The sequence below is a fragment of the Dietzia cercidiphylli genome (assembly GCF_039531545.1).
Taxonomy (GTDB): domain Bacteria; phylum Actinomycetota; class Actinomycetes; order Mycobacteriales; family Mycobacteriaceae; genus Dietzia; species Dietzia natronolimnaea.
The window spans coordinates 50,946-63,803 of the sequence record NZ_BAAAQG010000011.1 but is presented as its reverse complement, the minus strand read 5'-3'; the positions used below and the strand labels follow the sequence as shown (position 1 = coordinate 63,803).

At 67.1% G+C, this 12,858-nt stretch carries 13 protein-coding genes and 2 pseudogenes; 5 read left to right on the top strand and 10 right to left on the bottom strand.

Going from position 1 to position 12,858, the window contains the following annotated elements; translation table 11 throughout:
* Window positions 1-67 precede the first annotated feature (67 nt).
* From ABD250_RS12335 to ABD250_RS12315, 5 genes and pseudogenes are all read right to left on the bottom strand, one after another.
* Window positions 68-637: pseudogene (locus ABD250_RS12335) on the bottom strand (helix-turn-helix domain-containing protein); the annotation flags it as partial.
* 133 nt (window positions 638-770) lie between these two features.
* Window positions 771-1,673, bottom strand: a complete 903-nt coding sequence (locus ABD250_RS12330) for an HNH endonuclease (protein ID WP_338404132.1) — start codon at window positions 1,671-1,673, stop codon at window positions 771-773.
* 44 nt (window positions 1,674-1,717) lie between these two features.
* The gene (locus ABD250_RS12325) at window positions 1,718-2,107 is read right to left on the bottom strand and encodes a (deoxy)nucleoside triphosphate pyrophosphohydrolase (protein WP_338404131.1); all 390 of its coding nucleotides are present in this window, start codon (window positions 2,105-2,107) and stop codon (window positions 1,718-1,720) included.
* Window positions 2,108-2,186: 79 nt separating this feature from the next.
* A complete protein-coding gene (locus ABD250_RS12320; protein WP_182657997.1) occupies window positions 2,187-2,600 on the bottom strand; it encodes a hypothetical protein in 414 nt (137 codons plus the stop codon).
* A complete protein-coding gene (locus tag ABD250_RS12315; RefSeq protein WP_194306787.1) occupies window positions 2,597-3,751 on the bottom strand; it encodes a phosphotransferase family protein in 1,155 nt (384 codons plus the stop codon). Before ABD250_RS12315 ends, ABD250_RS12320 begins: the two co-directional genes overlap by 4 nt.
* A 320-nt stretch (window positions 3,752-4,071) precedes the next feature.
* Between ABD250_RS12315 and ABD250_RS12310 the strand changes: the two genes are divergently transcribed.
* From ABD250_RS12310 to ABD250_RS12295, 4 genes are all read left to right on the top strand, one after another.
* Window positions 4,072-5,052 (top strand): MsnO8 family LLM class oxidoreductase, encoded by a 981-nt coding sequence (locus ABD250_RS12310; protein ID WP_182657996.1) that lies wholly within the window; start codon window positions 4,072-4,074, stop codon window positions 5,050-5,052.
* Between the two features lie 63 nt (window positions 5,053-5,115).
* Window positions 5,116-5,745 carry a trimeric intracellular cation channel family protein gene (locus ABD250_RS12305; protein WP_194306789.1) on the top strand — a complete coding sequence of 210 codons (630 nt, stop codon included), beginning with the start codon at window positions 5,116-5,118 and terminating at the stop codon, window positions 5,743-5,745.
* A gap of 144 nt (window positions 5,746-5,889) precedes the next feature.
* Window positions 5,890-7,119, top strand: coding sequence for a Fic family protein (locus ABD250_RS12300; RefSeq protein ID WP_194306786.1), 1,230 nt, complete (start codon window positions 5,890-5,892; stop codon window positions 7,117-7,119).
* A 187-nt stretch (window positions 7,120-7,306) separates the two neighbouring features.
* A complete protein-coding gene (locus ABD250_RS12295) occupies window positions 7,307-8,809 on the top strand; it encodes a glutamine synthetase beta-grasp domain-containing protein (protein ID WP_182657994.1) in 1,503 nt (500 codons plus the stop codon).
* A 54-nt stretch (window positions 8,810-8,863) separates the two neighbouring features.
* Here the strand turns inward: ABD250_RS12295 and ABD250_RS12290 are convergent, their stop codons facing one another.
* The 4 genes and pseudogenes from ABD250_RS12290 to arsB form a co-directional block, all read right to left on the bottom strand.
* Window positions 8,864-9,493 carry an arsenate reductase ArsC gene (locus tag ABD250_RS12290; RefSeq protein ID WP_182657993.1) on the bottom strand — a complete coding sequence of 210 codons (630 nt, stop codon included), beginning with the start codon at window positions 9,491-9,493 and terminating at the stop codon, window positions 8,864-8,866.
* Window positions 9,494-9,559: 66 nt separating this feature from the next.
* Complete coding sequence (locus ABD250_RS12285; RefSeq protein ID WP_425551902.1) at window positions 9,560-9,952, bottom strand: arsenate reductase ArsC; 393 nt, start codon at window positions 9,950-9,952, stop codon at window positions 9,560-9,562.
* Window positions 9,953-9,991: 39 nt separating this feature from the next.
* A pseudogene (locus tag ABD250_RS12280) lies at window positions 9,992-10,396 on the bottom strand (arsenate-mycothiol transferase ArsC); the annotation flags it as partial.
* Window positions 10,393-11,505 (bottom strand): ACR3 family arsenite efflux transporter, encoded by a 1,113-nt coding sequence (arsB, locus tag ABD250_RS12275; protein WP_182657991.1) that lies wholly within the window; start codon window positions 11,503-11,505, stop codon window positions 10,393-10,395. The pseudogene ABD250_RS12280 and the gene arsB, both read right to left, overlap by 4 nt.
* Before the next feature lie 169 nt (window positions 11,506-11,674).
* On the opposite strand from arsB, the gene ABD250_RS12270 reads away from it, so the two are divergent.
* Window positions 11,675-11,971: an ArsR/SmtB family transcription factor gene (locus ABD250_RS12270; RefSeq protein WP_182657990.1), complete on the top strand. Its 297-nt coding sequence runs from the start codon at window positions 11,675-11,677 to the stop codon at window positions 11,969-11,971.
* A gap of 54 nt (window positions 11,972-12,025) precedes the next feature.
* Here the strand turns inward: ABD250_RS12270 and ABD250_RS12265 are convergent, their stop codons facing one another.
* Entirely contained in the window at window positions 12,026-12,733 is a 708-nt protein-coding gene (locus ABD250_RS12265) for a Fic family protein (protein ID WP_182657989.1), read from the bottom strand.
* Window positions 12,734-12,858 lie beyond the last annotated feature (125 nt).

Here is a 12,858-nt window from a genome sequence, read left to right as displayed (position 1 = left end):
CTATCCGATGCTCATACTCGCGCTACCCGATCATCAGAACTCTGCTTTCCGAAGCACGTCCCTAACAGTCCAGGACCGAGTGCACGAAGGCGTGGCCCATCTTCGGATTGCGGTGGCAGTTGCGGGCCTTGCCCGGGGTGGCGGCGCGGTTGCGGTCGCCTTGGCGTCGGCCGACGAACCGCCAGCCACCACCGTCGGGGATCTGCCCGAACTTCTTGACGTCCACGTGCACCAGATCCCCGGGCCGCGGGTGTTCGTAGCGGCGCACGGGTTCACCGGTCGCCCGGTCGCAGTACGATAGTCGGTTCAGCCGGCACCGGACCAGGATCTGGTGCGCGGTCGAGGGCGCGAGGCCACACAGTGCGGCCAGTTGGACCGGCCCCAGGCGTTTGCGTAAGCGCAGCGAGACCAGCCTTTTGGTCACCGCGGGACAGGTTTTGGCGGGGCTCGAGTGCGGCCGGCTGGAGCGATCGGTCATGGGCTCACCGGCGCGGTACCGGTCGGCCCAGCGTTTGACCGTGGGCCAGGAGCACTGGAACCGGGCAGCGACTTCGGTGATCGGCACGCCGTGATCCACAACGAGTTGCGCGACACGGAGACGGTGACGCGGGGTCAATGCCGCGTTAGCGTGGGACATGAAGGCTTCCTGTTCGGTGAAGTGTTTCCTAGACAGCTCCACTCCACCGCAGGAAGCCTTCCTACGTCACCGGATCACACTCTCTCGACCAACGTCTCCGGTCAGTACAGTTAGGCCTGCGGATTCTAGCTAGCTAGCCCGCGTTCTTGAATGCTTCGAATCTTGCGGATAGTCGTTCACGGTCGGGCTGCTCTTGACCCCGCCGCGGGATCCAGAGTTCGCGTTGATCCATCTTCTGAAGTCCGTAGTTCAACATCGGCCCGTCCACCTCAGCGAGAACGTCATCGTTAATATGGACGATGTAATCGGGCGAGATACCGAGAATATTCTCGTCGTACGCTGCATGGTGGATCTTGCATAGAGTCAGGCCGTTTGTGACGACTGGCGAGCCTTCGTCGGCGGAGTCTGCAATTATGTGAGCCGCGTCCAAGAGCGGCACCTTCCTCAGGACGCAAACGGCGCAACGCTCGTCGTATGCCCTAAGCACGCGTGCGCGAAATTCGGGCTGATGAAGACGTTGTCGTGAGATCCTCTCGGCGTAAAGGCGCTGGGCTTCGGACTGATCTGCGGGGTCGGGAAGGAAGCGCAAACTTTCGTCGAGAGCGAGCAGGAACCGTCGATGTTCTGGTTCTTCTTTCACGACATAGACCGGCATGATGGGTACGAAGTGGCCTCCTGCCACTTTGCGGAGCATCACAATTGGCAATTGGAGCCTCATGGCCTCCCGCAACTTGCTGTTGGAACCGCCCTGCGGGTTTTGCCCGGCCGGGCGTTTCTCATAGGAGTAACGGTACAGCGAACCACCGTGGTCACCGTCGTCGTATTCGCCGTCTGGATTACTGACGATTGTTAAGGTCGCGGCATAGGCGCTCGGGTTCCAGATCCCCTTCGATGTGTCGATGATTCGCTCGGGTCCCCAGCCAAAGTCCAGCCGGCTGAGCCACTCCCGCGTGAGAGTGGGGCTAACGGCGTACTCGGAGGCCAGCGCATGCATCAGGGCGTTGCGCTTACTTATCTCATCCGACAGGTCTAACACATGTACAGGATGCCACTAGGTAGCAGCAGCCGACCGAAATTTGGTCATCCTGAGCCATGGGGCACGCCGGTTTTGATGAGCTTAGCTACTGCAGGCAGGTCGGGAGCGGCCCAATCGAGAGTTGGCAGAGCGTCGGCGGGGAGCCAGCGCAAGTCGTCATGAACTGAGCTGCGGGTGGGCTCTTCTTCGGATGAGACGAGGTAGCAAGCCAAATCGATTACAAGATCGCCGACCGGAGTGGCTGTCCTATCGACGAGATCGCCCACGGATATGGAGATTCCAAGCTCTTCCCGTATCTCGCGAGCTAAGGCGTGCTCGGGGGTCTCGTCGTCGTCGATCTTCCCGCCGGGAAACTCCCACTTGCCGGCCGCGGACTTGCCTGGCGCGCGCTTACAAGCGAGTACCTCGCCGTCCCGATAGAACACTGCCGCCACTACTTCGATCCGTGGCAATTGAGCTCCCTTGTCAGCGCGATTCACATTCGGGAGTAGACATTATCTGCAGCGGAGATACTTACTCAGCCATATCGCCCCAGTCGGTGAATCCCGACGGGTCGTGCCGGCCTAGGTTGGCGTGCTCGAACAGGCCCCGGCCCACGTCGTCGTTGCAGGTCGCGCGGGCCACGTGGTCGATGGTGTTGAACGGCAGCATGGAGACGACGTCCGGTGCGGTCATGTCGTAGGTGACCGATTCGCTCCAGTCGCGGCCCATCCAGCGCCCGTGCGACCACGCCGGGTCGCCCACGTAGCCGGAGCCCATGCTCAGCGGGACCCCGAGGAGTGTCTCGACCTCAAGCAGCAGCGGCTCGCCGCGCGGGGTCGTCAGGTGCAGCCGGGCGCACTCCGGGTGGCGGGTGCCGCTGCGGTAGTCGACCTCCAACCGCGGCCAGCCCAACTGCTCGATCCGCCCGTCTGCGAGCGCGATCAATCGGCGATGAGCCGGGCGAGCATGGCGTGGTGGAGGACGTACTCGTCCGGGCTCGCGGGTGCCTCCTGCTCACCGAAGTGGATACGACGACGAGTGATCCGCGACAGGATGATGGCCTGCCGCAGCCCCGCGTAGACGTAGTAGAACGGCAGGTCCCGGACCGTGGAGCCGGTGAGCTGCTCGTACTGCTCGACGACCTCGCCGTGGTCGAAGAGGTCCGGGATGCCGGGGAAGTCGAAGGCGACCGCGAGCTCCTGGAACAGGTCGTGGAAGTACAGAAACCACCCGAGGTCGACCTCGGCCGGAGCGATGGCCGCCATCTCCCAGTCCAGCACGGCCGTGGGGGTGGTGCCCTCGTAGAGGATGTTGCCGATGCGGGCGTCGCCCCAGCTCAGTACATCGGGCCCGGTCTCGGCGGGCCAGTGGGCCTCGATCCAGTCGAAGGCGCGCTCGATCACCGGGATTGTCAGCCCGTCCTCGCGGATCGTCCACTCGTAGTAGGCGCGCTGCTCGTCCACGTGGGCCCGCAGCGCGCTCACGCCGGGCGCGGGCGCGAGCGACGACACCAACTCGGCGGGTTGCGGGATCTGATGAATGGCCGCCAGCACCGCGACGGACTCGCGCTGGAACTCACGCCGCCGCTCGGGGTCCATCTCCAGCAACCAGCCGTCGAAGACGTACGGGGGATTGTCGACCGGCGCGCGGCCGGTGGCGCGATCCATCACCAGGAAGGGCGTGCCGAGGATGGCCGGATCCTGCTCGAGCCAGCGGACACGGGGGACCGGCAGGTCGGTGTTCTCTCCTACCACCCGCATCACGTCGAACTGCTTGGCCAGGTCGTAGACGGGGAATACCGGAAACGCATCGTCCTGCGGACACATCCGGGCCACCAGCTGCGCCGACTGCGGCTCGGCCGTGCCCCCTGGCGAGGCCGGGCCGGCCGGGGTCCAGGTGGCGTCGAAGAGGACCGAGATGTTGGACATCCCCGAACTCTCCGGCCTGCTCACCGCCGAGACCTCGACACCTGCGGAGGCGTCGACCTCGTCGCGGGCCGCGAGCCAGGCGGTGAGGCGGTCGCGGAACTCGTCAAGGTCGGCCTCGCCCGAGGTCACCCGTTGGTGCAGTGGTTCGTCGGAGCGTGCGGTGGTCATGCGATCGTCGTCATGTGGTCGGACCCTTCGTACGGACCTGTTGCGCGGGCGGGACCCGCGATGAGCACAGTGTGACCCAGCGCACAATCCGAGGGATCTGAAATGCGCATCCCCGCAGTCGCCCACGCGGTCTGGGGCGGCGGACTTCGTCGTCGTCGTACTTTGTCGTCGTACTTCGACGCAGTGCTTCGCGGTAGTTCCCCGGACCGACAGGGGGTGGGGAGATCGGTGATCCGTCACCGACATGGGCGGATCGGTAGCCTCTGGGCGTGGGCCACCACGGCCCTTAATGCAACGGTGAACGTAGAAAAAGGTGTGTTGTGTCGGTCCCCTTGAGCATCCTCGACCTGGTCTCCATCTCGGAGGGCTCCACCGCGCGTGAGGGCATCGCCGCCTCGATGGAGTCCGCGCGCCTCGCCGACCGGCTCGGGTACCACCGGCTCTGGTTTGCCGAGCACCACAACACCCCCAACCTCGCGTCCAGCGCCACGGCACTGTTGATCTCGCAGGCGGCCTCGGTGACGGAGAAGATCCGCGTGGGCTCCGGCGGCGTGATGCTGCCCAACCACGCCCCGCTCATGGTGGCCGAGCAGTACGGCACGCTCGCCAACCTCCACGGTGACCGCATCGACCTGGGCCTGGGCCGCGCCCCCGGAACCGACGGGATGACCGCCCAGGCACTGAGCCGGTCGTCGGCCGAGCCGCAGGCCTTCGCTCAGCACATCTACGACCTGCAGGCGTGGTTCGGCGAGACCGGCACGGCGCACAGCACCCCGATCCTGTCGTCGGTCTCACAGGGCATGGAGGTGCCGATCTGGGTGCTCGGGTCCACCGTGAACGGCGCCTCGATCGCCGGGCAGTTGGGGCTGCCGTTCTCGCTGGCCTCGCATTTCGCGCCCGACCAGATCGACGACGCCATCCGCGTCTACCGCGACTCGTTCAGCACCGAGGCGCCCACCGCGCGGATTGACAAGCCCCAGGTGATGGCCGGCATCAACGTCGTCGTGGCCGACACGGACGAGGAGGCGCAGCGGCAGTTCACCACCCTGCAGCAGATGTTCCTCGACCTGCGGGCCGGGCGCAGCCGCAAGATCCAGCCGCCCGTCGACCCGTCGGAGTTCGCCGGCAGCACGCCCGCGATGCTCGAGATCAGCGCAGTCGGCTCGCCTGCGACGGTCAAGGCGCAGCTCGAGGAGTTCGTCGAGCGCACCGACGCCGACGAGCTCATCACCGTCACCTACGCCTACGACCCGGCCGTGCGGAACCGGTCGATCGAGCTGCTCGCCGACCTCTGGTTCTAGTAGCGCGCCGAACCCGTGGAATTCCTCACCGTCCTCTTCCTCATCGGTATCACCGCCGAGGCGATGACCGGCGCGCTGGCCGCCGGTCGCGAGCGCATGGACCTGTTCGGGGTGGTGATCGTCGCGTGCGTCACCGCCATCGGCGGTGGCTCGATCCGGGACGTCCTGCTGGGCCACTATCCGCTCATCTGGGTGGAGAATCCGTCCTACCTCGCGTTGGTCGCGCTGGCCGCGGTCGTGACCGTGTTCGTCGCCCCGCTCATGCGGCACTTCAGGGTGCTCTTCCTCGGGCTCGACGCACTCGGGCTGACCGTCTTCGCGATCTTCGGTGCCCGGATCGCCCTCGAGATGGGCCACGGCGTCGTCATCGCCGTCGCCGCCGCGGTCATCACGGGCGTGTTCGGGGGAGTCATGCGTGACCTACTGTGCGACCGGGTGCCGCTCGTGTTCCGGCACGAGTTGTACGCCAGTGTCGCCATCCTGGCCGCGCTCGTCTACGTGGGCCTCGCGGCTGCGGGCGTCCCGGAGAACTGGGGCGCGGCGATCACCCTCGTCGTGGGGTTCGGCCTGCGAGTGGCCGCGATCCGCTTCAAGCTCTCACTACCGGTGTTCGACTACCAGGAGATCGAGCACCGTCGACGCGGACGTCGTCGGCACCGCTGGAGCCGGGTCTCGTCTGTGGACCTGGACTGACACATCGGGCGGGTGGTCGTGCCGCGGACGGGCTCACCGATTCGCTCATAGAAGAGTTCGGCGGTCTCCGGCCCGGGGATCGCGCGCGGGACGAGGCGGGTTACGTTCGTCTGACGCCGGTTGAGTGCAATTGTGGTGCCGACAATGTCACTCAAGGGGGCCTACAGTGACATTGTGAACCTGGAAATGTTCGTCAACGACGCGACGGGCGCGCTCGTGGATATCGCGGGCACCGACCCGCGCGTCGGCGACTGGCGCCATAAAGCGTTCGTTCCCGCGCGGCTTCCCGAGGGGATGCCAGAACTCACGATGCCCACCGTTCTGGCAGTGGGGAACGCTCGAGCGGCGTTGGCCTCCTTGGACAGCACCGCGCGACGCCTACCGGATCCGACCCTCCTCCGCGTCCCTACCCTTCGCCGTGAGGCGCACTCGACCTCCGCCTTGGAGGGCACGTACGCGCCCCTGGCGGAAGTGTTGGGGGCGGACGTGGAGGAACCCGGGTCCCCGGACCTCCTGGAGATTCTCAACTTCGAAGTGATGGCGAGCCTGGGTTTCGCATGGGCTGCGGACGGTCGCCCGCTGTCGACGACAATGTTGTACGACCTGCAAGGCGTGCTGATGAGGGGTGGGCCTCTCGAGGAGGTCTCAGGTCGGCTACGCGATACCCAGGTTGTCGTCGGCTTGAGGTCGGACGTGGACCCAGGCGGTCCGGCAATCATGCGAGCCCGCTTCGTTCCGGCACCTCCCGGCCCGCTCCTCGAGGCGGGACTGTCCGACCTCATCGACTGGATGCGAAATGACCACAGTGCGACGCTCGACCCCGTCGTCGCCGCGGCTATGTCGCACTACCAGTTCGAGACATTGCACCCGTTCCGCGACGGGAACGGTCGCCTCGGGAGATTTCTTATCGTCCTACACCTCCTCTCGATGGACGTCCTGGGCGAGCCGACTCTCACCGTGTCTCCGTGGTTCGAGGCTCGACGTGCCGAGTACTACGACGCCCTTCTCGGCGTGAGTACGCGGGGAGACTGGGACACCTACGTGGCGTTTTTCGCACGGGGACTCGAAGCTGCCGCGCGCACCACGCACACGCAGATGATCGAACTCGTCGGTGTGCAAGCCGAACTCAAGGAAATCGTCCGCGGGTCCCACTTGCGGTCTGCAACGCCGATCTCGGTAATCGACCTCGCCGTTGCTCATCCGACTTTCACGGTCCGCCACGTGGAACAGGCGCTGGGCGTCTCCTACGGGCGAGCCAACAAGGTTGTCGGGCAGCTGGTGGAGCTCGGTGTTCTCGCCTTTATCGACGCTGAGGCATACAAGCGCCGGGTATACGCCCCCCGCGTACACGACGTGATTCTCGGAAGGGGATAAAGAAGGGGCTCGACGCGCTCGGTGGGCCTTCCTCAACCGCGGAGGGCTCTCGCTCCAGCTTTCCGGCGGCGCAATGCGAACCGCTCGATCGAGCTGCTCGCAGACCTCTTGTTCTAGGCGCGCCCCCGGCCGCGCGCAGGCCCCGCCGTCCGGAGGCGCCCGGGCCCCGCCGCTGGTAGAACGGGGCATGGCCATCGACGCACTGGAACCCCACCCGCTCGTCCGACTAATCGGCACACCGACGGCCGACTTCACCGCCGCCGACCTCGTGCGGGCCGCCGAACAGCTGGAGCTGAGCCAGGTCAACCTGCGCTACGTCGGCGGCGACGGGCGGCTCAAGACGCTCGCCTTCCCCATCAATTCGCGCGAGCACCTCCACGAGGTGCTCACCCGCGGCGAGCGGGTGGACGGCTCGAGCGTCTTTCCCGGAACCGATACCGAGGCCAGCGACGTCTACATCGTCCCGCGCCACCGCACCGCCTTCCTCAACCCCTTCGGGGAACGCACCTCACTCGACGTGCTCTGCTCGTTCTATGCACCCGACGGCACGCCGCTGCCCTACGCGCGCGAGCAGGTCGTGCGCCGCGCCGCCGAGGTGTTGACGCGGGAGACCGGCATGACGCTCGAGGCCTTCGGTGAGCTGGAGTACTACCTCGCCGCCGAGCCCGAGCCGATCTACCCCGTCGAGTCCGAACGCGGCTACCAGGAGTCGGCGCCCTTCTCCAAGCACGAGCGGGTCCGCGAGCAGGTGCTGGGGCACCTCCGCGAGATGGGGGTCGCGATGAAATACGTCCACGGCGAGGTCGGCAACATCCTGGAGGACGACCGACAGCTGGTCCAGCACGAGATCGAACTCCAGCCCGTCCCCCTGGAGCAGGCCGCCGACGCCATCGTCCTGACCAAGTGGGTGGTGCGTCAGGTCGCCTACGCTCACGGCCTCGAGGCGACCTTCGCCCCGCTGGTGAGCGGCGACGGCGCGGGCAACGGACTGCACATCCACAGCCGCTTGGTGCGCGACGGCACCAACGTCATCGGCGACGACGCCGGCATCACCGACACCGCGCGCAGACTGATCGCCGGCTACCTCTCGGCCGCCCGGGCACTGTCCGCGTTCGGCAACACGGTCCCCACTTCGTACCTGCGGTTCGCCGAGGGCGACGAGTCGCCCGAGGACATCTGCTGGGGTATGCAGGACCGCACCGGCCTGGTCCGGGTCCCGCTGGCCTGGGGCGGCAACGTCCTGGGCGACATGGTCGCTCACGCCAACCCCGGCAGCACCGAGCCCGTCCCCGAGCCCGCCACGCACCCCCAGACCATCGAGTTCCGGCTCGGCGACGGCTCAGCCGACGTGCACCTGCTCCTGGCGGGCATGGCCGTCGCGGCCAGGCGCGGGCTCGACGACCCCGGCAGCCTGCAGCAGGCCGAGCGCCTCAACGCCGCCGACGGCGAGGACTTCGAGACCCTGCCCACCTCGTGCGCGGAAGCGGCCGACGTGCTGGAGGCCGAGCGGGAGATGTTCGAGGCCGACGGTGTGTTCCCCGCCGCGCTCCTCGACTCGGTGCTCGCGGGGCTACGCGGTGATGACGACGACGACGATGACGACGACAACGACGACGACGAGGTGGGCGACTCCGGAAGCGGAGAGGCCGACCGGGATGAGCTCATCCGCCGTCACTGGCACGTCGGCTGACCCCGCCCGGTCGGCGAGGTGGCACTACCGGCCGTGCAGCTCCCGGGGCTCAGCTCAGCGGCTGATCTCCGCCCACAGTGCCCGGACCCGGCCGTCGATCTCCTCGACGATCCGGCGGACGGTGTCCTCGGACTCGCCCCGGGGGTCGACCAGGTCCCAGTCCAGGTAGTTCTTGCCCGGGTAGACGGGGCACGCGTCGCCACAGCCCATGGTGATCACATAGTCGGCCGCGCGGACCACGTCATCGGTCAGTGGCTTGGGGAACGCCCCGGCCATGTCGATTCCCCGGGATTCCAGCTCGGCGAGGACCCGCGGATCCACCTCCGAGCCGGGGAGTGAGCCGGCAGACCGGACCTCCACGTCGGCGCCGGCATGATGCCGCAACAGGGCCGCGGCGATCTGGGAACGGCCGGCGTTCTGGACGCAGACGAACAGCACCTGGGGGACCGCGGACTCGAGCTTGCCCTGGGCGAGTGCCAGAGCCCGGAGCCGATCGGCCGCGAAGTGCTGGGCCAGTGCCGCGAGATGCGTCCTGACCTTCGCCGTGCGGCCCAGCGTCGCGTAGGACTCGAACACGTACCGCTCGACGGTCTCCGGCGAGAAGATCCCCTCGTATGTCATGGCGAGTCTCTCGGCGGCGCGGTGCAGGACGTGGACGTCCAGCTCGGGGGTGTCGGTGATCATGATGGGCCCTTTCAGCTTGAGATGGAGCCGGAGGTCACGCCGATGGAGATCAGGTCAGGGCAGCCGCTACGACTCGGTCTCGAGCAGTTCGGAGATCAGCGCGGTGACCCGCCGCTTGATCTCGTCGCGGATGGGGCGGACGGCCTCGATTCCCTGGCCTGCCGGGTCCGCCAAGTCCCAGTCCTCGTACCGCTTGCCGGGGAAGACCGGGCACGCGTCACCGCAGCCCATGGTGATGACCACGTCGGACGCGCGGACGGCGTCGGTGGTGAGGATCTTCGGCGTGGCCGAGGTGATGTCGACGCCGTCCTCGGCCATCACCTCGACGGCGACCGGGTTGATCTGATCCTTGGGTGCCGACCCGGCCGACAGGACGTCGATTCGTCCTCCGGCCAGGTGAGACAGGTAGCCGGCGGCCATCTGGGAGCGCCCTGCGTTGTGGACGCAGACGAACAGCACGCGGGGCCTGGAATCGGTCAGCTCTGCGAGCAGGGTGCGGACGCGGCGATCGATGTCGTCGCGGACCAGACGCATCCGCTCCATGCCCTCGATGCCCCGGTGCGACGGCTCGTCGGTGCGCCAGATTTCGAGCGCGCTGACCTCGTCGTCGTCGATCTCCCCGGCGGCCTCGTCGCCCAGGACGATCACCCGGTCCACCTGTCGCAGCAGGTCGGGGTCGATGGCCGTGGGGGTCTCGCCGGACATGTCGGCGCCGACCTCGGCGACCGCCTCCGCGGCGAGCGCGTTGACCGCCGAGCCGGGCGTCGTGCCCGCCGAATGGACGGCGACGGCGTCGCCAGCGTGCAGGCGCATGAGCGCCGCCGCCATCTGGGATTTGCCGCCGTTCTTCACGCACACGAACAGAACGCTGGGGACGTGGTGCGCCTGCTGCTCCGCGGTCATGAGCGGGTCCCGGTCACCGAACGATCGGGCAGGGTCGGGTCGCCCGGGAAGAGTTTCGGTCCGGCCCACAGGGCGACGTGGACGAGCCCGATGAGGACCGGGACCTCGATGAGCGGCCCGACCACGCCCGCGAGGGCCTGGCCGGAGGCGATGCCGAAGGTGCCGATCGACACCGCGATCGCCAGTTCGAAGTTGTTGCCCGACGCGGTGAAGGCCACGCTGGTCGATTTGGCGTAGTTCAGTCCCACCGCCCGCGAGGCGAACAGGCTGACGAGGAACATGAGGACGAAGTACAGCAGGAGGGGCACGGCCATCCGCGCCACGTCGAGCGGCTGGGAGGTGATGGCATCGCCCTGCATGGCGAACAGCAACACGATCGTGAACAGCAGCCCGTAGAGGGCCCACGGGCCGATCCGGGGGAGGAACGTCTCCTCGTACCACTCCCGGCCCCTGGCCCGCTCGCCGAACACTCGGGTGAGGAAGCCGGCCAGCAGCGGGATGCCGAGGAACACCAACACCGAGAGCACGATCGCCCACACCGAGAACTCGGCCGTCGTGGTCTCCAGCCCCAGCCAGGAGGGCAGAAGCTGCAGGTAGAACCAGCCCAGGGCGCCGAACGCGACGACCTGGAACACCGAGTTGATCGCCACCAGCACCGCCGCGGCCTCGCGGTCCCCGCAGGCCAGGTCGTTCCAGATGAACACCATGGCGATGCAGCGGGCCAGGCCCACGATGATCAGCCCGGTACGGAACTCCGGCAGGTCGGGTAGGAAGACCCACGCGAGGGTGAACATGAACGCCGGGCCGAGCACCCAGTTGAGCACCAGTGACAGGGTGAGGAGTCTGCGGTCGCCGGTCACCCGGTGCGTCTCGTCGTAGCGGACCTTGGCCAGGACCGGGTACATCATCACCAGCAGCCCGATGGCGATCGGGACGGAGATCCCACCGACCTTCACCGAGTCCAGGGCCCGGTCGAGGCCGGGGATGAACCGTCCGAGCAGCAAGCCGACGGCCATCGCTGCGAGAATCCAGAGCGCCAGCCAGCGGTCGAGGAAGGACATGTTCTTGGCGACCGGTGCCGCACCGGGTCCGGTCGTGGTGATGCTCATCCGGGCGGAACTCCTCGGATCGATGAATGTCTATGGGTGGGAGGCTAGGCCGTCATATCGGCGAGTGTCAATGTATTGTCGGGGCAGATAAATGGTCAGGGCAAGTGGGGTGACGATGACATCAGCGGAGATCGGTCTGGCGGCCCCAGCGCAGGATGGCTGCTGCTCCATGTCGACCGGACCCGTCGACGTGGCCACGGCGGAGCGGATGGCGGTCCGGCTCAAGGCGCTGGCCGACCCGACGCGGCTGCGGCTGCTGTCCCATATCGCGGCGCAGGGGTGCGACTCGGTGTGCGCGTGCGACCTGCTGGAGGTGGTCGACATCAGCCAGCCGACGATAAGCCACCACCTGAAGAAGCTCGTGGACGCGGGGCTGCTGGTCCGTGAGCAGCGCGGAAAGTGGGCGCACTACACAGTGGTGCGGGAGATGTTCGACGAGCTACGCGGCTTCCTCGATCTGGCCTGACAGGCCAGGGTGGGCCCGTCGGCACCGGGGGAGTCGGCTGATGGAATCGTCGCTCTACCGTGTGGGACGCCCGTAGGGCGTAGTGGCTCCGGATCTGTGGTGCTCGCGCATGGCACGGAAGTGCTCTGCGGCGTCGCGGGCAGGGCGGACGCCCTGGGTGGCGACGAGGTGTCCGTCGGCGAAGTCTGCAGCAGGATGCACGGCGTGTCGAAGCTGGTCAGCGAGGTAGTCGGGCCGACCGTACAGGGACATGTGGCGAGCGGCATGGGCTGCTGCGGCATCGACGTCGGCCCAATCGACAGCCCAGCCGGCGTGACGAAACATCTGATCGAAGAACACGCGTTGGCTGCGGCTGTTGCCGTCGCGGAACGGGTGGACGAGGGTCAGTTCGGACCAGTGCGCGGCGATGGTGTCGGTGGCGACACCAGGGTCGGTGGTGCTGGGTGGCCGTGAGGCGATCAGGCCGAAGACCCGGTCGAGCTCGTCCGGGAGAAACTGTGGCCGGGCGTGAGGAATACCGAACGCGGCGGTGTCGCTGTTGCGAAGCTCGCCAGCCCAGTCGTAGACGTCTTGGAGAATGTAGCGGTGGATCGCGCGTAAATGGGCGAAGTCGAACCTGCCAGCCACGGGATGCTGTTCGAGTTCGAGTACCCGGCTGGCGGCAAGAAGGCGTTCGTATTGTTGTAGTTCTTCCGGATCAGTGATGCCAAGAAGGTTGCGAAGAACCCCCGAGGGGTCCGCATACGGATCGCGGGGGTTCACTCGTGTCAGGACCGGCGGAGGGTGGCCAGCAATTCGGCACGGGCCTGATCTCCGGTCAGTTCGCCGTCCGCCTGGCGGCGGAGAATTGCCAGTTCGGCCGTGGACAGGTCCATTCCGGCCATGCG

Bases quoted from the DNA above. Each gene is read 5' to 3' on its own strand.
- ABD250_RS12315 (WP_194306787.1), bottom strand. From the start codon at position 3,751: ATGACCACCGCACGCTCCGACGAACCACTGCACCAACGGGTGACCTCG.
- ABD250_RS12305 (WP_194306789.1), top strand. From the start codon at position 5,116: ATGACCGGCGCGCTGGCCGCCGGTCGCGAGCGCATGGACCTGTTCGGG.
- ABD250_RS12300 (WP_194306786.1), top strand. From the start codon at position 5,890: ATGTCACTCAAGGGGGCCTACAGTGACATTGTGAACCTGGAAATGTTC.
- ABD250_RS12295 (WP_182657994.1), top strand. From the start codon at position 7,307: ATGGCCATCGACGCACTGGAACCCCACCCGCTCGTCCGACTAATCGGC.
- ABD250_RS12290 (WP_182657993.1), bottom strand. From the start codon at position 9,493: ATGATCACCGACACCCCCGAGCTGGACGTCCACGTCCTGCACCGCGCC.
- arsB (WP_182657991.1), bottom strand. From the start codon at position 11,505: ATGAGCATCACCACGACCGGACCCGGTGCGGCACCGGTCGCCAAGAAC.
- ABD250_RS12270 (WP_182657990.1), top strand. From the start codon at position 11,675: ATGTCGACCGGACCCGTCGACGTGGCCACGGCGGAGCGGATGGCGGTC.